A 16,848-nucleotide genomic window follows, 5' to 3' on the forward strand; every position below is an offset into this window, starting at 1 on the left:
AGTAATTATGTAATGAAAAAAATTTTACTCTTTTTATTTTTTTTAACATACTCATTTAATTGTGGTGCACACATGGCTCACTACAGTAAATTTAATAAAATCGAAATGGAAATTCTAAAAGATGGTAAAGTTATTGGTTATAATTATTATTTTTTTAAAAAAGATAAAGATAGAACTACGGTTACAAATCAAATTAAATTTACAATAAAACTATTTGGGGCAACTATATTTGAAATAGAAGGATATGGTGAAGAAAAATATATAAAAGATAAACTAATTTCATTTAATTCAAAAACACGTCAAAATAATAAAGATAAGTATGTAAATCTTAAATTAGATGAACAAGAGAATATATTTAATATAGAAGGTTCGTCTTATTCAGGTAAAGCATCAACTAATAATGTGGTTGGAAATTGGTGGAGTCACAAAATATTGCAAACTAACAGTCAAATAAGCCCTATTTCAGGAAGTATTAAAGAACAAATAGTGACATTTGTTGGTAAAGAAAAATTAATACTTTATGGAAAAAATTACGAGGTTGAACATTTTAAACTTAAATCAAAAGATATGTCCATTCCAAAGGATAAGAGGCTTAATTTTGATATATGGTTTGATAAAAAAAATGCTTTAATATTAAAAGTTACCTATTCAAGGTTAGGTAATTGGGAATATAGAGTAAAAAATTTTGAATAATTCTATCTTATTATCTTTTTATAAAGATCATTAGCACTTATCCATCCAGCTTCCAATCTTGGACCAACAAACCAATCTGCACAAACACCAAGATTTATTGATGAATTCCAATAACTTTTTAACTTTAGTGGTTTTGAATTTGAAGAATATTTCCATCCATGATTAAGAGAAAATAGAACTCTAGTTTTTTTTATTCCAGTAAGTTTAAAAAATTGATCAATCAAAGTTTGAGAGTTCACGTCTTTATTTTCTTTATTTTTATTAATCTTTTTATTTGCCCAGCTGTACGTGCTTTGCAATGTCCACAGATCTTGATTAATCTTAAATCTTTTTTTACTATTTTCTTTAGCAGCCCAGCCTAGAATTTTATCCTCAAATAAATAACTACTAATATTTATTTTTGTTTTCCTGATAGCTATCATCACAGTAATATTTGCATCCATTTTAATTTTTTTTTTTATGAAAGGATTTTTTATAAATTTATTGGATAATTTAGATAATTGAGCAAATGGGCACGTTAAAATTAATTTATCATAAAATCTTTTTTTTCCATCAGAAAAAGTTAAGACCCATTTTCTTTCTTTATAATTAATTTTTTTTAATTCATTTTCAAAATAACAATTTATATTTCTTAGAAGGTATTTGCTAATATCATTATTTCCTTTTTTACCAATAATTTTGGTATGATTTTGATTTTGTTTTTTTTTACTATTTAGAAATAAATGTTTACCACTCCAGTTTTTTAAAATTTTTTTTTTTATCAGCTCATTAATAAATTTTTTAAAAGGTGCACTTTTTGGAGATATATATTGTGTACCATGATCAAAACCTCTGATTTTATCTAATCTTTTAAAAGATGATCTACCCCCAGGCCCTCTGGCTTTATCAAATAAATCCACGGGATGTTTTACACTTAAAAGATTTGCAATTGTTGCACCAGAAATTCCTGAGCCAATTACACAAATACTGCTCATTTACCTGCAACAGTCATTCCATGTATCATCATAGTAGGTGAGTTTACAGAGTATTTAAATTCTAAATCATTGGCTAAAGTAATATTTTTAAACATATCATTAAAATTTCCTGCAATAGTTATTTCATTCACAGGGTATTTGAATTCACCATTTTCAACTAAAAAACCAGTTGCACCTACTGAATAATCTCCTGTAACAAGATTGGTTCCATGACCTATAGTTTCTGTAACGTATAAACATTTAGAATTTGTTTTTAGTAATTCTTCAAAACTTAACTTACCATTTTCAAAATAAAGATTAGTGCTCCCTCCACTTCTGCCATTAGATCTTAAATTCAATTTTTTTCCATTATAAGTATCAATCAAGTAACTTGTAAGAATTCCATTGTTTACTAAATTTAAAGTTTCTGATTTTACCCCCTCAGAATCAAAACACTGTGATCCCATGCCTTTTATCAAATCTGGCTTATCTATTATGCTTATAGAATCAGAAAAAACTTGTTTGTCTATTTTATCCTTAAGAAACGACGTCCCTCTTGCAATTGCTGAAGAAGAAATAGCACCTGCAAATGAACTTAAAAATCCTTTAGATATTCTTTTGTCAAAAATAATACTTATTTTATCACTTCCAATTTTTTTTGGGCTTAGCTTTTTTATTGTTTGATTGGCTGCAATTTCTCCTAATTCTTTAGCTTTTACAATATCATCTAAATGACATCTGCTAGTAAACTCATAATCTCTTTCCATACTATTTTCATCTTTTGCAACAGTTACTGACGATGCTGTAAATGATGATGATTTATAACCATCACAAAACCCATCACTATTTACTAAAATGAAATTTGATTTATTCTCAGTGAAACCTGACTCTGTATTAATAATTTTTTTATCAATTGACGCTGTTTCCTCTAATTCTTTTAAATAGTCAATTTTCTTGTCATTTTCCAAATGAGACTCATCATATAAATTTAAATCTTTAATATTTTTTGCTAATAAATTTTTATCAGGCAACGAATTGTATTCATCTTCAGGGGTTATTTTTGTAGTTTCATAACATTTTTTTATTAAAGTTTTTAAGTTTTCTTCTAATAAATTTGAGGAAGATATTGATGACTTTTTTTTATCGATATATGTTTCTATGCTTATTGCTAAACTATCTGATCTGTTAGACTCATCCAAAGCTTTATTTCTAAAACTCACTGTTTCTGAAATAGAATTTCCAACTGTTACACTTGCATCTGTTGCACCTAGTTTTTTCGCAAGCTCCAAACAGTATGACGCTTTTGACTTTAAATACTCTTGATCTTTAATCATGATTTATAATTTTGTTCCACCAACGGTCATCTTATCTATTAGAATTGATGGTTGAGCAACTCCAACTGGTACTCCTTGACCTGCTTTTCCACAAGTTCCAATGCCTGGATCCATCATCATATCATTTCCAACCATTGAAACTTCTTTCAAAATTGAAGGACCATCACCTATTAAAGTTGCTCCCTTAATTGGTGAGCCTATTTTACCATTATTTATTTCATAAGCTTCTGTGCAATTAAAAACAAATTTTCCAGACGTGATATCTACTTGCCCTCCTCCAAAACTTACAGCAAAAATACCTTTATCAACAGACTTGATCATTTCATCTTGAGTTTGTTTGCCACCTAACATCATTGTGTTTCTCATTCTTGGCAAAACAATATGTTTATAATTTTCTCTTCTACCACTTCCTGTTGATCTAGTTTTCATTAGTTTGGCATTCAACCTATCTTGCATGAAGTTTTTTAAAATTCCATTTTCAATTAAAACTGTTCTTTCTGTGGGTGTACCTTCATCATCTATTGTAAGACTTCCTCTTCTTTTATCTATCGTACCATCATCAACAATCGTAACACCCTCACTTGCAACTTTTTGGCCCATTAAATCGTGAAAGGCTGATGTTTTTTTTCTATTAAAGTCACCTTCTAAACCATGACCGATAGCTTCATGAATTAAAATTGCTGGCCAACCTGGGCCTAAAACTACCTTCATTTCACCAGCTGGTGCAGGTTTGCTGTCTAAGTTTACTGAAGCAATCCTTAACGCCTCCTCACAAACATTTTTCCAATTATCATTTTTTAAATAATCATCATAAGATTGTCTTCCACCTATTCCATAAACACCTGTTTCTTTTCTGCCATTTTTTTCAAGCATAACAGATACATTAAATCTTATAAGCGGACGAACATCAGTTAAAGCCTCACCACCCGAACGTACAATTTCAATAGATTTTTGTTCACCACTAAAGCTTGCAGTTACTTGTTTAACTGTTGAGTCTTTTTTTCGTAAATAATCATTTACTTTATTTAAAACCTCTATTTTTGAGTCCAATGTCTTTTGTTCAATGGGGTTAATGTCATCATAGAACTTGTTATTTGTTTTTGGAATTTTATGATTGTAAGTTCCTTTGATTGATTTCAAGGTAGATTGAAGGTTTTTTGCTGAATTTTTTAACGAATCTTTTGATATTTCATTTGAATGAGAGTAGGCAACAACTTCATTTGATATTGCTCTAAAACCAAAACCAAGATCAGAACTATAATTTGAACTTTTAATTTTATTATCATCTAACAAAATTGATTCTGATTTAGAGTCTTCTAAATATAGTTCACCATCATCACAATTTTTTAAAGTATCAGATACTATTTCATCTACATCTTTTCTTGTTAAATCTGATTTATTAAAAAAATTACTCATGATTACTACATAGTTATTTGTAAATAATTTTCAATGGATGATTTTACGCATGTACAACTTTTAATCTTAAAGATAAATTCACTGTAATAATGAAAGTTTATTTTAATAATTCATGTAAAATTTGTAGATCTGAAATCAATCTATATAAAAAAGAAAATATTCAAGATATTGATTGGGTTGATATTACTAATAATTCAACTGCTGAAAGGGAAACATCTAAAAAAGGTAGAGAGCTTTTAAGACGCTTGCATGTTAAGCATGAAAATAAGATAATTGAAGGAGCAGAGGCGTTTCTTTATGTTTGGAAAAAAATTCCAAAATATAAATTTTTGTACAAATTTTTTAAACTTCCAATAATTTTTACAATCTTCAAATTTATATATGAAATTATTGCTTATTTTTTATATTTGAAAAATAAAAAACAACTTAAAACTAATCAATAAAAAATAATAAAAATTTACTTAGTAAAGACATTGAAGCAACAAACATAATCATCACAACTGAGTACATTAAAGTAATTATCTTATTTTTTTTTCTTCTTAATCTAACAAAAGCTTTATCGTCTAAATCTGAAATATCTCTTTCACCTAATACTTGATAGTCATAACTCCAACGCCAAGTTGAGGTACCAAGTCTTGTATCTAGATTATTAAAGTAAGCTATCCAAGCAAGAATATATCTTAAAATAAGATATAAAATTATCATTGTAATTGTTCCAAAAAACATTCTGGGATAATACTTAATTAAATAGGATTATTTAATTGTTATTTTTTGCTCTTTTTCTTGCAATTAACTGGGTAAGTGAGTCAACCATCGTGTCTGACGCTTTAAAAATTTCATTATTTTTAAACTCATGAGAAATATTTTTCTCAACATTGGTTTTATCCTCAATGACTATTCCTTCATCTGGTGAATTATTTTTTATATAAATCAATAATAACCACTCATCATCGATAAACTCATCCCATTTTATAAATATTTCTCCAGTTTCAAATCTTCTATCAATACATCTAAATATAGACATGTGTCTTGTGATGTGGCGTTTGTTTAGCTGAAATACTAAACTACTTGCACTTCTATAAAAACTTTCAAGAGCAAATTCTATTTTTTGTCTTGCTATAGTGTATTCTTTTTCTTTTTGTAATAATGTTTCTCTATCCTCATCACCTTGAATTTTTACTCCTAGGGCTTCTACTCTTTCTCTTATTTTTTGATCTCTAATTATTCTGTATTTTTCTTTTAATTTCTCTATTCTTTGTTGAAGACCAGCATAATCTTCTCTTTTTTCTTTAAGTGATATTTTTTCAAGTTTTTCTAATTCTTTAACTTCTCTAACTCTAAATTTCTCAATTTGCCTCTCTAATTTTAATTGTTTTAAAAATTGTTTTTGTTTTTCAGCTTGTTCAATTCTTAATAATGCCTGTTCTTTTCTTAAAAAAAGTTTGATGTCTTTTGTTCTTTGTTTTTCTAATTTAATTTCTTCTTTTAGGGTTTGTTCTTTTAGTCTAATTTTTAGCTCTTCTTCTTTTTGTTTTTGGTTTTCAAATTCAATTTTTTCTGATCTTTCTTTTTCTTGTTTTTCTAACTTTAATCTTCTTATTTCGTCTTTTTTTAATGTTTTATATTCAAAAATTGTATTGGCAATGCTGTCAAAAAATGCTTGAATATATCTTTCTATATTAAAATTTATTTTAAAATTTATTTCAGGTTTTAATGAATTTTGAAAATTTATAATCTTTAAAATAAAACTTTCTTTTTTTACTTTTTTGATTTTTAAATTTTGAATTTTATTTTTTTTTAATTTTTTATTATTAAAGATCTTTAATTTAGGTTTAATTTTTTTTTGAGGATTTTTTAATTTTTTAGTATTTTTCTTTTTTACTGAGGTTTTTCTTTTTACTGTAGTTTTCTTTTTTACTGAGGTTTTTCTTTTTACTGTAGTTTTCTTTTTTACCGAGGTTTTTCTTTTTACTGTAGGTTTCTTTTTTTTAGATTTTTTCATGTTCAAGAAATTTACTTCTATCAATTATTTATTGATAAATATAGTCTCTTGTAACAGGTGTCGAAGTATAATTTTTTGTTAATTGAAACTGATATACAACCTGATCTCCCCATTTGAATGACATTTCACATCCTGTTAAATAAAATTCCCACATTCTAAAAAATTTTTCATCAAACATTTTGATAATTTTTTCTTTATTTCTAATACAATTTTCCTTCCAATGTTTTAAAGTGTAAGAATAATGAAGCCTCAATACTTCAATATCTGCAACAATTAAGCCTGCTTGTTCAATGGGTGTGGTGACTTCACTTAAACTTGGGGTGTATCCTCCAGGAAAAATGTATTTAGTAATCCAAGGATGAGGGTCCCTTGGCGGGTTTACAGATCCAATTGTGTGTATTAAGGAAATACCATCATCTTTTAGTAATTTATCAATTTGTTTAAAAAATTTTTTATAAAATTTTCTACCCACATGTTCAAACATTCCAACACTTACTATTCTGTCAAATTTTTCATTTAACTCTCTATAATCAATCAATTTAAAGGTTAATTGGCTTTCTAAATTAAGTTCCTTAGCTTTTTTTGTGCAAAAATTAAATTGATTTTTAGACAAAGTTATTCCCGTCACTTCACAGTTTGCGCTTTTGGCAATATCGATTGCTAAAGATCCCCAACCACATCCAATATCTAAAATTTTTTGACCAGATTTGATGTTAAGTTTTTTAATTATGTGTTGAATCTTATTATTTTGAGCTACCTCTAACGAATCATTTTTATTTTTAAAGTATGCGCAAGAATATTGTCTCTTAGGGTCTAAGAATAAATCATAAAGATCATCAGAAATATCGTAATGATGCGATACATTCATTTTAGATTTTTTGATAAAGTTAAAATTTGTTAAATATCTATATGATCCTCTTAATCTATTTATCAAATAACTAAAAAAATTAAGTTCATTTCTTCCAAAATTCATTAGTGTTAAATTTAAAAAATCAGTAAGACTTCCATTTTCAATTATAACATCTCCATTTGTATAAGCTTCACCAAAATAAAGGTCTGGATGAAATAATAATTTATAATGAAGCTTTTTATCTAAAATTTTAAGTTTAATTGGATTGTTATTATTTGGTGTTCCAATGATGTAACTTTTATCGTTTGCGTCTATTAAAATGAAACCATCTTTCTCAAATACAGAATTTAAGAATCTAGCTAATTGCATTTTACGCAGCCATTAAAGATTTTATTGAAAAATTAATTTTATCTAGGTTACCAAGTAGCTCTTGTTCATCTTGAGAATTAAGAATGCTCAGTGGTGGTAAAATATTTTTATAATAATGATCTTTTTTAGAATAAAATGTATGAAGGCCTGATATCAGATTATATTTTTCAAATATATTTCTAACATCACAAAGTTTTTGATTAACTGTTTGTTCTGTCCCAGCTTGAAAATCATCATAAACTTTTCTAGACAACTCTGAAGTGGCATTACAAGTAGCTGTGATGATTCCAGTGCATCCTAATTGAAGTCCCTTCAATAATTTGGCCTCAGAGCCTGGTAAAATCGAAAAGTTATCTAATTTTAAATTTTCAAATAAATTGTACGAACTGTCTTTTACTCCAACAATTTGTTCAGGAAATCTTTTTACTAATTCTTGAATACACTCCAAGCTAAATTTATAACCACACAATTTTTCAAAATTATAAAGTACAATTTCGCAATCAGGAATTGCTTCAACAATTTTACTATAAAACTTTATCACCTCGTCATCACCATATTTATAGTATGCAGGAGGCATGATTAAAAACCTCTTAAAGTTTAATGATCTAGCTACGTTCATTAAATTGATTGTTTCACCTAATGAATTTAAACCTGTCCCAATTATATATTTTTCTTTATATTTACTAAGTGCTAGTTGATTAATTAGATCAACCTTTTCAGAAATAGGTATTAACTGAGCCTGACCCGTGCTTCCAAATATTGCAGCTCCATGACACCCATTATCAATAATCATTTCTGCATGTTTGATGGTTTTTGCAACATTTAATGTATAATCTTCATTTAAGACAGACATTGAAGCAGCATAAATACCTTTAATTTTACTCATATGTAAAATTTATATAAAAATATCAATTAGTAAAGTTTATAAATAAATTATGAAAATATTAGCTGTTCAAAATAGAATGGGAATTGGGGATACTGTAATCTTTTTACCCTACATTCAGGCAATATCAAAAAAATTTGATACACCTGTCAATTTATTAGTCAAACAAAGTTCCAAAGCTGATCAATATTTAAATCAAACCAAATATATAGATAAGATTATTTTTTTAAACAGAGATAGGCAGAATAGAAATGGTAGACACAATGGTATAATTGGCAGTTTTAGATTAGTCAAAGATTTAAAAAATTATGATTTTGATAAAATTTTTATATTTAATTCATCGCTGAGATACAACCTAATTGCAAAATTAGCTGGCATAAAAGAAATTTATCAGTACCCATTATTTAAAAAATTAAACCAACATATTACTCAACCTGCAATAAATTTAATCAAAGATAGTTTAGATGTTGAAGTAGGCAGTTATCCTCAAATACAAATTAATGATGATCGCATAAAAAATTCAATTTTAAAATTTAGTATCAACAATGAAACATTAAATATTCTTCTTGGTATTGGTGGTTCTGGACCAACAAAAAGAGTTCCCTCAAAAACTTTTCTTTCTGTTATGGAAAAAATATCTAATATAAAAAAATGTAGATTTTTTCTTGCTACTGGTAAAAATCCTGAAGAGCAAATTATTTTAAATGATATTTTAAATTCTAAATTTAAAAATTTTTGTGTGCCTCTTGATAATCTAACTATTGAAGAAACTTTGCCAGTAATTAAAAACTGCAACATATCAATATGTAATGATACAGGGTTTGGCCATCTATCCTCTGCTCTCAATATCAAAACAATTACACTAATGGTAGACACACCATTAATTTATGGATCTTATAGCTCAAACATGTATCCCATAATCCCAGATGGTGAACATACTGTAAGTCACACAACTTCAGGTAAAAATAAAATAAATCCAGATAAAATATTTGACAAATTAGTTTCTCTTATAGATTAAGAGATGTCTCTCAAAACAATATCTTTAGCTTCATTTACTATTGCAGATAACCTTGATGTTTCAGGAGAAATATCTGGATGTATTTTTTTTTGAATTTTAATGTAAGCTTGATTAACTAATTCTTTGGTTGGTTTGTTATCAATATTTAAATTTAAAATCTTATAAGCTTCTGCAACAGAAATTGACGAAGGGTTGTTTCTTTGAGATTTATTAAAAGAAAATCTACCAGATTGTCTTAGCGTTTGTATCAATCTAAACAATGAAAAGATTTGAAATAGTGAGAGTCCTTTTAATTTAATTAGAGCTAAACTGATTAATGTAAGTGGCAGTGTAAGTAAAAACTTGCCACCAATAGCGAATAAAACTGCCAAAATAATAAATATTAACAATGAAAAAAACCTTAAACTCTTTGTAATTTTTTTAGATGGAACACTGGCCGACCATTTCAATAAAAAGTAGAAAAAAGTCAAAATTATCAGTGTATAAATTATTATATTCATATATTTCCTACAAATAATGAAAGTACCATATCTAAAAAAAAAACCAGAGATAAAATCTTGTCACAACATAGACTGGGAGGACAATTATAGCTGGATACATCAAAGTAATATTTTGGAAGTTTTAAAGGATAAAACAAAATTAGATCCTGAGGTTAAAAAATATTTAGAAGAAGAAAATTCTTATGCTGAACACCATCTTAAAAATACTAAAAATTTACAAAAAAAATTATTTGATGAAATTAAAGGAAGAATAAAATTAGATGACGAGTCTTTGCCATTTAAAGATCACACTTATGAATATTGGACAAAAACAACTTCTATTGGAAATTATTCAATTAAACTCAGAAAAAAAATAAATACAGATGAGATTGAAGAGATTTGGAATGGTGATGAAGAAAAAGATAAACTAAAAACAGAATATTTTGGTGTGGGCGACTTAGAAGTAAGCAATAATGATAAGTATCTTGGCTATTCTCTAGATACTAAAGGATCAGAATATTACACAATTTTTATAAGAGATATTATAACTAAAAAAATTATTTCAAAAGAAATTCCAGAAACATCAGGCAGTATTACTTTTAGTTTGGATGATAAATATATTTTTTATTCTAAACTTGATGAAAATCATAGAGCAAGGAAAATTTATAGGCATGAAGTTGGAAATTTTAATGATGAGGATGAGCTAATATTTGAAGAAAAAAGTGAAGCGTTTACTGTTAGTATTGGTTTAAGTTCAGATGAAAAATATTATTTTATAATCACATCAGATCACAATACTTCGGAACAATATTATTTTGGTGTTAATGAAAAAAAACCATTTCCAAAATTAATAATGAAGCGAGATAAAGGAATATTGTATTCTGTAAGTTCTTGGAATGATAAATTCTATAATCATACAAATAAAGATGCTGAAGATTTTAAAATTGATATTTGTGATAATTTAGAAAATCAAAATTGGAAAACTTTTGTGCCGCCAAAAGATGAAGTCTTAATTGGTGGATGTACTTTTTTGAATAATTGGATTATCCGCTCTGAAACTTCAAACGCATTAGACAAGCTATTTGTTAAAAATGTTTCTACAGGGACAGAAGAAGAATTAATTTTTTCTGATGAAAATATTTACGTTCCAGGCATTTCTTTAACTCAAAAAGATAGAAATACTGATGATGTTTATCTTGGATATTCGTCACCAAAAACACCTTCAAGAGTATATGCCTATAATTTAACAACCAAATCAAAAAAATTAGTTAAAGAACAGGAAATACCATCTGGTCATAACCCAGATGACTACATAGTTGAAAGAGTTGAATATAAATCTCATGATGGAAGGCTTATTCCACTAACAATCACCAGACATAAAAAAACAAAAATTGATGGTTCGGCAAACTTATTGCTCTATGGATATGGTTCTTATGGTAATTCTATGAGCCCCAGCTTTTCTTCTACAAAACTTAGTTTAATAGACAGAGATATAATTTGGGCTACAGCTCACATAAGAGGTGGCATGGAAAAAGGCATGAAGTGGTGGAAAGAGGGAAAACTAACAAATAAAAAAAATACTTTTGAAGATTACATTCATGCTGCAAAATATTTAATCGACAACAAGTATTCATCAAAAGGAAAAATAATTGGTATGGGAGGATCTGCTGGAGGATTGTTGATAGGTGCAGTTGTCAATCAAGCACCAGAATTATTTTTGGGAATTATTATGGCAGTACCATTTGTTGACTCTTTAACAACAAATCTTGATCACTCTCTACCCTTGACTGTTGGAGAATTCGACGAATTTGGTAATGCTAAAGAAAATAAAGAACATTTTGATTATATATACTCTTATGCACCTTACAATAATATTAAGAAAATGGATTATCCACATATTCTAATTACAACTAGCTTGAGTGATAATAGAGTGTTGTTTGACGAGCCAGCAAAATTTACTGCAAAGTTAAGAGACTACAAAACTGATAATAATTTACTTCTTTTAAAAACGGAAATGAATGCTGGTCATGGTGGAAAATCTGGTAGAGATGGTGCGATAGAAGAGATAGCAATTGATTATGCGTTTGCCCTTAAAATATCTAAAAAAATTTAGTTTTCCAATCTTGAAATTTTTTAAATAATTCCTAAATGTACTCAGTAGGTTGCCTAATGGGACCACATAAAAATAAACTTGCTTAACAAAGGAGAATATTATGACAAGTAAAGATCTATCTATATTTAACTCACTAAGACCCTTTTCAATTGGTTTTGATGACATGTTTGATCAATTTGAAAATATGTTAGGAAATGGGAATTCAACCATGCAGTCAAATTATCCACCTTACAATATTAGAAAAACTGGTAAGGATAATTATGCTATTGAAGTAGCATTAGCTGGCTTTAGCAAGAATGATGTTGAAGTTGAGTTTGAGGATAATTTATTAACTGTAAGAACTAAAGAGATTAATAAATCAGAAGAAAATAATTTTGATGGGGAAATTATTCACAAAGGTATTTCTCAAAGACAATTTGCAAGATCATTTACAATTGCTGATGATGTAAAAGTAAATGGCGCTGCGCTTAAAGATGGTCTTTTAACAGTTTCTTGTGAAAGAATAATTCCGGAACATAAAAAGAAAAAACTTATTGAAATTAAATAAGTTTAGCTTTACTTGCGAGGAAATTTACCTCGCAAGTACATCCTAAAAACATCCGTTAGATACAAATCCCACTACAACAGAGTTAGAGTCTATTTCGAACCTTCTCTCACACAGAATTCCATATTTTTTAGTATTGTACACAACTTCAAGATTCCCTTTTTCATTTTTAAAATCTTCGTCAGGCTTTCCTAAATCCATTTGTAAATTACTTAAAGGCTTCCCAATATATTTACTTAGTTTTTCATTTTCTTTTTCAACAATTGAATCAGTCTTTTCTTTAATTGTTTGACATCCTGAAATCATCAAAATCAATACTGATGTAATAAAAAATAATTTTATTTTATGCATAATTATATGATAACAGCTCAATTATGTCATAAATATAAACTTCTGAGTTGTAATTTGTGAATAAACAATAGTTTTAAAAGGAATTTTTAAACCGAATCAAATATTTTTCACTCATTAGGAGGACATATGCTTGAAAATTATTTCAATTATAAAAAACACAAAACAGATTTTAAAACAGAAGTGATAGCTGGAACAACAACGTTCTTAACTATGGCTTATATAATGTTTTTAAATCCATTTATATTATCGGGAGAATTTGCCGGACCCGAAAAAGGTTTCTTTGATTTCGGCGCAGTATATACCGCAACAATATTAGCAACAGCATTAGCATGCTTTATAATGGCTTTTTATGGAAAAACATGGCCAATTGGACTTGCGCCAGGAATGGGTATTAATGCATTCGTTGCTTTTGGAGTTTGTGCTGGAATGGGATACACGCCTCAAGAAGCTTTAGGTGCTGTTTTAGTTGCCGGAGTATTGTTTTTAATTATATCTCTAACACCTATTAGAGCTTGGCTAATTAATTCAATTCCAAAAAGTTTGAAATTAGGAATTGGCGCAGGTATAGGATTATTCCTAGCAATCATTGGATTACAAATTATGGAAGTTGTAGTTGATGATCCAGTAACACTTGTAAAACTAGGTGATCTTAGCAATCCATTGGTTTTATTGGGTTGTGCTACATTCATAGCAATTATTGTACTTGAAAAAATGAATGTTAAGGGAAATATCATAATAGGTATTTTAGTATTTAGTATTATTGCCTGGGCTACTGGACTTGCAAATTTCAATGGTATTGCAAGCTCACCTCCACCAATGACATATCTTTTTGAATTTGATTTGTCAGCTGCAATGACAGCTGGAATGTCTACAGTAATATTTACTTTATTGTTTATTGACTTCTTTGATACAGCTGGAACTTTAACTTCAGTTGCTAACGTTGCAGGTAAAGTAGATAAACAAGGTAAAGTTCAAGATATTAATAAAGCAATGTTGTCTGACAGTGTAGGTACAGTTGCTGGTGCAATGATGGGGACTACAACTGTTACAAGTTATGTTGAATCTGGAGCTGGTGTAAAAGCTGGTGGAAAAACTGGAATGACATCTCTTGTAATTGGATTGTTATTCTTAGCATGTATATTCTTTGCTCCATTGGCGACAAGTTTGCCAAAACAAATTGATGGTGCTGCTTTAGTTTTTGTTTCTGTTCTTTTTGTGAGAAACATTACAGATATAGAGTGGGACGATGTTGGGGAAGCTGCTCCTGCAATACTTGCAATGATTGCAATGCCTCTAACATATAGTATTAGCAATGGTATTGCTTTAGCATTTGTATCATATGCTTTAATAAAAATATTTACTGGTAAGTTTTCAACAACTTCACCAGCAATTTTCATTATTGCAATACTTAGTGTCATAAGCTTTGCAGTTGCTTAAATAAAAGTTAAATAGGGCTAGGCTAAACTAGCCCTATAAACTAATTTCTTTTAATAATTTCCTCTATAGATAATTCTTCATAATGTTCAGTTGGCTGAACAATCCATGGATCGGAGTCTAATCTTACTGGACAAAAGTCTGGTTCAAAAGTCGATGATTTTTTTTTCCATAAACATGCAGTTTTAACCTCTTTAATAAAATCTTTGGTTGGGCCATAATTTTTTAACCACTCTATACTTTTATTCAATGTCAAACCCGTATCAGAGAGATCATCAACCAAAAGAACTTTATTATAATCTTTGCTCTCAGCTAATGAACTAATTTCTCTTGCAAACATTAATTGTCCTTGTTTATCCTCCATGCCATCACCTGAATAACTTTGGATAACAATATAAGCTATTGGTAATTTCAAAATTCTTGAAAGGATATCTAAAATTGGAGCTGCACCTCTCATAATTCCCACTAAAACTGTGGGTTTATATTTTTTATGAATCTCAATTGCTAATTTCTCAACAATTTTGTTATACTCATCAAAAGTGATAATTAATTTATCAGCCATAAATTTTACTATCATAACTAAATTATTTTAAAAGGGAGAAATCATGAAAGGCTATTGGATTAGTTTGTATATAAAAGTAAAAAATCAAGAGAATTTAAAGAGATACGCAGAAGTTGTAACACCAATTATTAAAAGCTTTGGTGGTGTTCCTCTTGTAAGAGGTGGAAAATATATAACATATAATGGAGATGATTTTTCAAGAACAGTTGTATGGGAATTTCCAAGTTATGAAAAAGCTATTGAATGTCATAATTCAAAAGAATATTTAGCTGGATGGGATATTGCAAAAAACACTACTGAAAGACATATGCAGGTGATTGAGGGGTTTAGTACTGAATAGGCTCAGGATCTATACTTCTCCATAAATACCACGTAGCCACTGAACAATATGGGGCAAATCTTTTGTTTAATAATTTTACATAATTATCAGGAGGTAAATACTTCTTTTTATAATTTTTTGAGATTGCTCTCAGCAAACCAATATCTTGGACTGGCCAAATATTAGAACGATTGTAAGTAAATAATAAAATCATTTCTGCAGACCATCTTCCTATTTGCCTTAATTTAGAAAGATACAAAATAGCATCTTCATCAGACATTTTAGATATTAGTTTTGGATTGAAAGTTTTGTCTAAAGTTTGTTTAGCGAGACTTTGAATACCTTTTACTTTCTGCTTACTAAGTCCACATGATTTTAATTGAGTAAAAGATAGGGTGCTAACAACTTTAGCATTTATTTTATTTTTGCATTTTTTTTTGAATCTTAAAAAAACAGAATTTGCAGCGGCAACACTTATTTGTTGTCCAATTATACTTTTACATAATGAAAAAAAAATATCTTTTCTTGTTGTCAAAACTGCCTCTGATGGGGATTTATATTTATTAATTAAAGAAGACATTACCTTATCTTTTTTAGATAAGTATTTTTTTGCTATACTCCAATAGTGAGGTGATTTACTCATGTCTAGTAGTTGAATGGATTTTTTCTTTATGATAAATTTCTCTTCTAAAAATTATAATAGAAGCAGATACTACAAGCAAGGCTCCTACTAATGTTTTTGCAGTTGGTACTTCGTTCCAAATTAAATATCCAAAAATGATAGCAAAAATAAGCGACAAATATTTCAAAGGTGCTACTAGTGATACTTCTGAAAGTTTATAAGACTGAGTTAAAAATAAATTTGCAGATCCACCCATAATTCCTACCATCATCAAAAGAATAAAATCTTTTAAATTTGGCACTACCCATCCAAATGGTATTGTAAACAAACTTGTAATCAATATCATTATACTAAAAAACATTGATATAAGCCAAATTGGTTCTGTTGTGGATAGTTTTCTAATAGTAATAGTTACAAATGACATGCCAATACAAAATATTAAAGGTAAAAAATAAAGATAATTCATTTCTTTAATACCTGGTTCTGAAATTATTATTACACCCACAAAACCAATTAAGACTGCCAACCATCTATAGATACCGACCTTCTCACTTAATAGAAAAATTGACAATACAGTGATAAATAAAGGTGCAGCAAAAGAAATACTAACAACAATAGCTAAAGGTAGTTTTCTTAGGGCAATAAATATCGCAACTAATGCCATTAATCCCATAACACATCTGAAAAAATGTTCGATTGGTCGATTAGTTTTATAAAAGGTTTTTAGTTTTTCCTTAGGAATTAAAAAAAAAGTAGGAATAATTCCAAAAAAACCCCTAAAAAACATTACTTGTCCAGTTGGGTAATCACCTGACCACTTCACAATTAAATCCATGATGGAAAAAGTACATACTGATAAGAACATGTACAAAAAGCCCAATTGATTTTTACTTAACATAAGAATAA

General features: G+C 28.3%; 19 protein-coding genes. 7 read left to right on the forward strand and 12 right to left on the reverse strand.

Features of this window, described 5'->3' with window-relative positions; genetic code table 11:
* The first annotated feature begins 12 nt into the window (after positions 1 to 12).
* Positions 13 to 693: a DUF6134 family protein gene (locus ACIJYI_RS06025; RefSeq protein WP_435113685.1), complete on the forward strand. Its 681-nt coding sequence runs from the start codon at positions 13 to 15 to the stop codon at positions 691 to 693.
* 2 nt (positions 694 to 695) lie between these two features.
* On the opposite strand, the gene ACIJYI_RS06030 is transcribed toward ACIJYI_RS06025, so the two are convergent.
* Genes ACIJYI_RS06030 through ACIJYI_RS06040 form a run of 3 tightly spaced genes read right to left on the reverse strand, consistent with a single transcriptional unit; the run spans position 696 to position 4,396 of the window.
* Complete coding sequence (locus ACIJYI_RS06030) at positions 696 to 1,667, reverse strand: NAD(P)-binding protein (protein WP_435113688.1); 972 nt, start codon at positions 1,665 to 1,667, stop codon at positions 696 to 698.
* Positions 1,664 to 2,980 (reverse strand): TldD/PmbA family protein, encoded by a 1,317-nt coding sequence (locus tag ACIJYI_RS06035; protein WP_435113690.1) that lies wholly within the window; start codon positions 2,978 to 2,980, stop codon positions 1,664 to 1,666. The genes ACIJYI_RS06030 and ACIJYI_RS06035 overlap by 4 nt, the downstream gene beginning before the upstream one ends.
* Before the next feature lie 3 nt (positions 2,981 to 2,983).
* Positions 2,984 to 4,396 carry a TldD/PmbA family protein gene (locus ACIJYI_RS06040; protein ID WP_435113692.1) on the reverse strand — a complete coding sequence of 471 codons (1,413 nt, stop codon included), beginning with the start codon at positions 4,394 to 4,396 and terminating at the stop codon, positions 2,984 to 2,986.
* Between the two features lie 89 nt (positions 4,397 to 4,485).
* Here ACIJYI_RS06040 and ACIJYI_RS06045 point away from each other — a divergent pair, with 89 nt between their 5' ends.
* Complete coding sequence (locus ACIJYI_RS06045; RefSeq protein WP_435113694.1) at positions 4,486 to 4,839, forward strand: DCC1-like thiol-disulfide oxidoreductase family protein; 354 nt, start codon at positions 4,486 to 4,488, stop codon at positions 4,837 to 4,839.
* Here ACIJYI_RS06045 and ACIJYI_RS06050 read toward each other — a convergent pair.
* Genes ACIJYI_RS06050 through ACIJYI_RS06065 form a run of 4 tightly spaced genes read right to left on the reverse strand, consistent with a single transcriptional unit; the run spans position 4,829 to position 8,503 of the window.
* Positions 4,829 to 5,122, reverse strand: a complete 294-nt coding sequence (locus ACIJYI_RS06050; protein WP_435113696.1) for a hypothetical protein — start codon at positions 5,120 to 5,122, stop codon at positions 4,829 to 4,831. The genes ACIJYI_RS06045 and ACIJYI_RS06050 overlap by 11 nt on opposite strands.
* Positions 5,123 to 5,153: 31 nt before the next feature.
* Positions 5,154 to 6,398 carry a hypothetical protein gene (locus ACIJYI_RS06055; protein WP_435113698.1) on the reverse strand — a complete coding sequence of 415 codons (1,245 nt, stop codon included), beginning with the start codon at positions 6,396 to 6,398 and terminating at the stop codon, positions 5,154 to 5,156.
* A 28-nt stretch (positions 6,399 to 6,426) separates the two neighbouring features.
* On the reverse strand, positions 6,427 to 7,617 hold the full coding sequence (locus ACIJYI_RS06060) for a class I SAM-dependent methyltransferase (RefSeq protein ID WP_435113700.1): 1,191 nt from the start codon (positions 7,615 to 7,617) through the stop codon (positions 6,427 to 6,429).
* Position 7,618: 1 nt separating this feature from the next.
* On the reverse strand, positions 7,619 to 8,503 hold the full coding sequence (locus ACIJYI_RS06065) for a dihydrodipicolinate synthase family protein (RefSeq protein WP_435113702.1): 885 nt from the start codon (positions 8,501 to 8,503) through the stop codon (positions 7,619 to 7,621).
* A gap of 49 nt (positions 8,504 to 8,552) precedes the next feature.
* Between ACIJYI_RS06065 and ACIJYI_RS06070 the strand changes: the two genes are divergently transcribed.
* The gene (locus ACIJYI_RS06070; RefSeq protein ID WP_435113704.1) at positions 8,553 to 9,518 is read left to right on the forward strand and encodes a glycosyltransferase family 9 protein; all 966 of its coding nucleotides are present in this window, start codon (positions 8,553 to 8,555) and stop codon (positions 9,516 to 9,518) included.
* On the opposite strand, the gene ACIJYI_RS06075 is transcribed toward ACIJYI_RS06070, so the two are convergent.
* A complete protein-coding gene (locus ACIJYI_RS06075) occupies positions 9,515 to 10,018 on the reverse strand; it encodes a J domain-containing protein (RefSeq protein WP_435113706.1) in 504 nt (167 codons plus the stop codon). The two genes, ACIJYI_RS06070 and ACIJYI_RS06075, sit on opposite strands and share 4 nt — an antisense overlap.
* A gap of 16 nt (positions 10,019 to 10,034) precedes the next feature.
* Here ACIJYI_RS06075 and ACIJYI_RS06080 point away from each other — a divergent pair, with 16 nt between their 5' ends.
* Positions 10,035 to 12,110, forward strand: coding sequence for a S9 family peptidase (locus ACIJYI_RS06080; protein WP_435113708.1), 2,076 nt, complete (start codon positions 10,035 to 10,037; stop codon positions 12,108 to 12,110).
* Positions 12,111 to 12,210: 100 nt separating this feature from the next.
* Complete coding sequence (locus ACIJYI_RS06085) at positions 12,211 to 12,657, forward strand: Hsp20 family protein (RefSeq protein WP_435113710.1); 447 nt, start codon at positions 12,211 to 12,213, stop codon at positions 12,655 to 12,657.
* A gap of 42 nt (positions 12,658 to 12,699) precedes the next feature.
* Here the strand turns inward: ACIJYI_RS06085 and ACIJYI_RS06090 are convergent, their stop codons facing one another.
* Positions 12,700 to 13,005 carry a hypothetical protein gene (locus ACIJYI_RS06090; protein ID WP_435113712.1) on the reverse strand — a complete coding sequence of 102 codons (306 nt, stop codon included), beginning with the start codon at positions 13,003 to 13,005 and terminating at the stop codon, positions 12,700 to 12,702.
* 126 nt (positions 13,006 to 13,131) lie between these two features.
* Between ACIJYI_RS06090 and ACIJYI_RS06095 the strand changes: the two genes are divergently transcribed.
* Complete coding sequence (locus ACIJYI_RS06095; RefSeq protein WP_435113715.1) at positions 13,132 to 14,442, forward strand: NCS2 family permease; 1,311 nt, start codon at positions 13,132 to 13,134, stop codon at positions 14,440 to 14,442.
* Between the two features lie 40 nt (positions 14,443 to 14,482).
* On the opposite strand, the gene ACIJYI_RS06100 is transcribed toward ACIJYI_RS06095, so the two are convergent.
* A complete protein-coding gene (locus ACIJYI_RS06100; protein WP_435113717.1) occupies positions 14,483 to 15,016 on the reverse strand; it encodes a phosphoribosyltransferase in 534 nt (177 codons plus the stop codon).
* Positions 15,017 to 15,044: 28 nt separating this feature from the next.
* Between ACIJYI_RS06100 and ACIJYI_RS06105 the strand changes: the two genes are divergently transcribed.
* Positions 15,045 to 15,341 carry a DUF1330 domain-containing protein gene (locus ACIJYI_RS06105; RefSeq protein ID WP_435113719.1) on the forward strand — a complete coding sequence of 99 codons (297 nt, stop codon included), beginning with the start codon at positions 15,045 to 15,047 and terminating at the stop codon, positions 15,339 to 15,341.
* Here ACIJYI_RS06105 and ACIJYI_RS06110 read toward each other — a convergent pair.
* Together ACIJYI_RS06110 and ACIJYI_RS06115 are read right to left on the reverse strand one after the other, a co-directional pair.
* Entirely contained in the window at positions 15,328 to 15,963 is a 636-nt protein-coding gene (locus ACIJYI_RS06110) for a DNA-3-methyladenine glycosylase family protein (protein ID WP_435113722.1), read from the reverse strand. The genes ACIJYI_RS06105 and ACIJYI_RS06110 overlap by 14 nt on opposite strands.
* Positions 15,956 to 16,840 carry a DMT family transporter gene (locus ACIJYI_RS06115; protein WP_435113725.1) on the reverse strand — a complete coding sequence of 295 codons (885 nt, stop codon included), beginning with the start codon at positions 16,838 to 16,840 and terminating at the stop codon, positions 15,956 to 15,958. Before ACIJYI_RS06115 ends, ACIJYI_RS06110 begins: the two co-directional genes overlap by 8 nt.
* Positions 16,841 to 16,848 lie beyond the last annotated feature (8 nt).

This window comes from Candidatus Pelagibacter bacterium nBUS_36 (genome assembly GCF_051201215.1).
In the GTDB taxonomy this organism is placed as follows: domain Bacteria; phylum Pseudomonadota; class Alphaproteobacteria; order Pelagibacterales; family Pelagibacteraceae; genus Pelagibacter.

Coding starts and splice junctions, on each gene's coding strand:
- ACIJYI_RS06025 (WP_435113685.1), top strand. CDS start 13: ATGAAAAAAATTTTACTCTTTTTATTTTTTTTAACATACTCATTTAAT.
- ACIJYI_RS06030 (WP_435113688.1), bottom strand. CDS start 1,667: ATGAGCAGTATTTGTGTAATTGGCTCAGGAATTTCTGGTGCAACAATT.
- ACIJYI_RS06035 (WP_435113690.1), bottom strand. CDS start 2,980: ATGATTAAAGATCAAGAGTATTTAAAGTCAAAAGCGTCATACTGTTTG.
- ACIJYI_RS06040 (WP_435113692.1), bottom strand. CDS start 4,396: ATGAGTAATTTTTTTAATAAATCAGATTTAACAAGAAAAGATGTAGAT.
- ACIJYI_RS06045 (WP_435113694.1), top strand. CDS start 4,486: ATGAAAGTTTATTTTAATAATTCATGTAAAATTTGTAGATCTGAAATC.
- ACIJYI_RS06050 (WP_435113696.1), bottom strand. CDS start 5,122: ATGTTTTTTGGAACAATTACAATGATAATTTTATATCTTATTTTAAGA.
- ACIJYI_RS06055 (WP_435113698.1), bottom strand. CDS start 6,398: ATGAAAAAATCTAAAAAAAAGAAACCTACAGTAAAAAGAAAAACCTCG.
- ACIJYI_RS06060 (WP_435113700.1), bottom strand. CDS start 7,617: ATGCAATTAGCTAGATTCTTAAATTCTGTATTTGAGAAAGATGGTTTC.
- ACIJYI_RS06065 (WP_435113702.1), bottom strand. CDS start 8,503: ATGAGTAAAATTAAAGGTATTTATGCTGCTTCAATGTCTGTCTTAAAT.
- ACIJYI_RS06070 (WP_435113704.1), top strand. CDS start 8,553: ATGAAAATATTAGCTGTTCAAAATAGAATGGGAATTGGGGATACTGTA.
- ACIJYI_RS06075 (WP_435113706.1), bottom strand. CDS start 10,018: ATGAATATAATAATTTATACACTGATAATTTTGACTTTTTTCTACTTT.
- ACIJYI_RS06080 (WP_435113708.1), top strand. CDS start 10,035: ATGAAAGTACCATATCTAAAAAAAAAACCAGAGATAAAATCTTGTCAC.
- ACIJYI_RS06085 (WP_435113710.1), top strand. CDS start 12,211: ATGACAAGTAAAGATCTATCTATATTTAACTCACTAAGACCCTTTTCA.
- ACIJYI_RS06090 (WP_435113712.1), bottom strand. CDS start 13,005: ATGCATAAAATAAAATTATTTTTTATTACATCAGTATTGATTTTGATG.
- ACIJYI_RS06095 (WP_435113715.1), top strand. CDS start 13,132: ATGCTTGAAAATTATTTCAATTATAAAAAACACAAAACAGATTTTAAA.
- ACIJYI_RS06100 (WP_435113717.1), bottom strand. CDS start 15,016: ATGATAGTAAAATTTATGGCTGATAAATTAATTATCACTTTTGATGAG.
- ACIJYI_RS06105 (WP_435113719.1), top strand. CDS start 15,045: ATGAAAGGCTATTGGATTAGTTTGTATATAAAAGTAAAAAATCAAGAG.
- ACIJYI_RS06110 (WP_435113722.1), bottom strand. CDS start 15,963: ATGAGTAAATCACCTCACTATTGGAGTATAGCAAAAAAATACTTATCT.
- ACIJYI_RS06115 (WP_435113725.1), bottom strand. CDS start 16,840: ATGTTAAGTAAAAATCAATTGGGCTTTTTGTACATGTTCTTATCAGTA.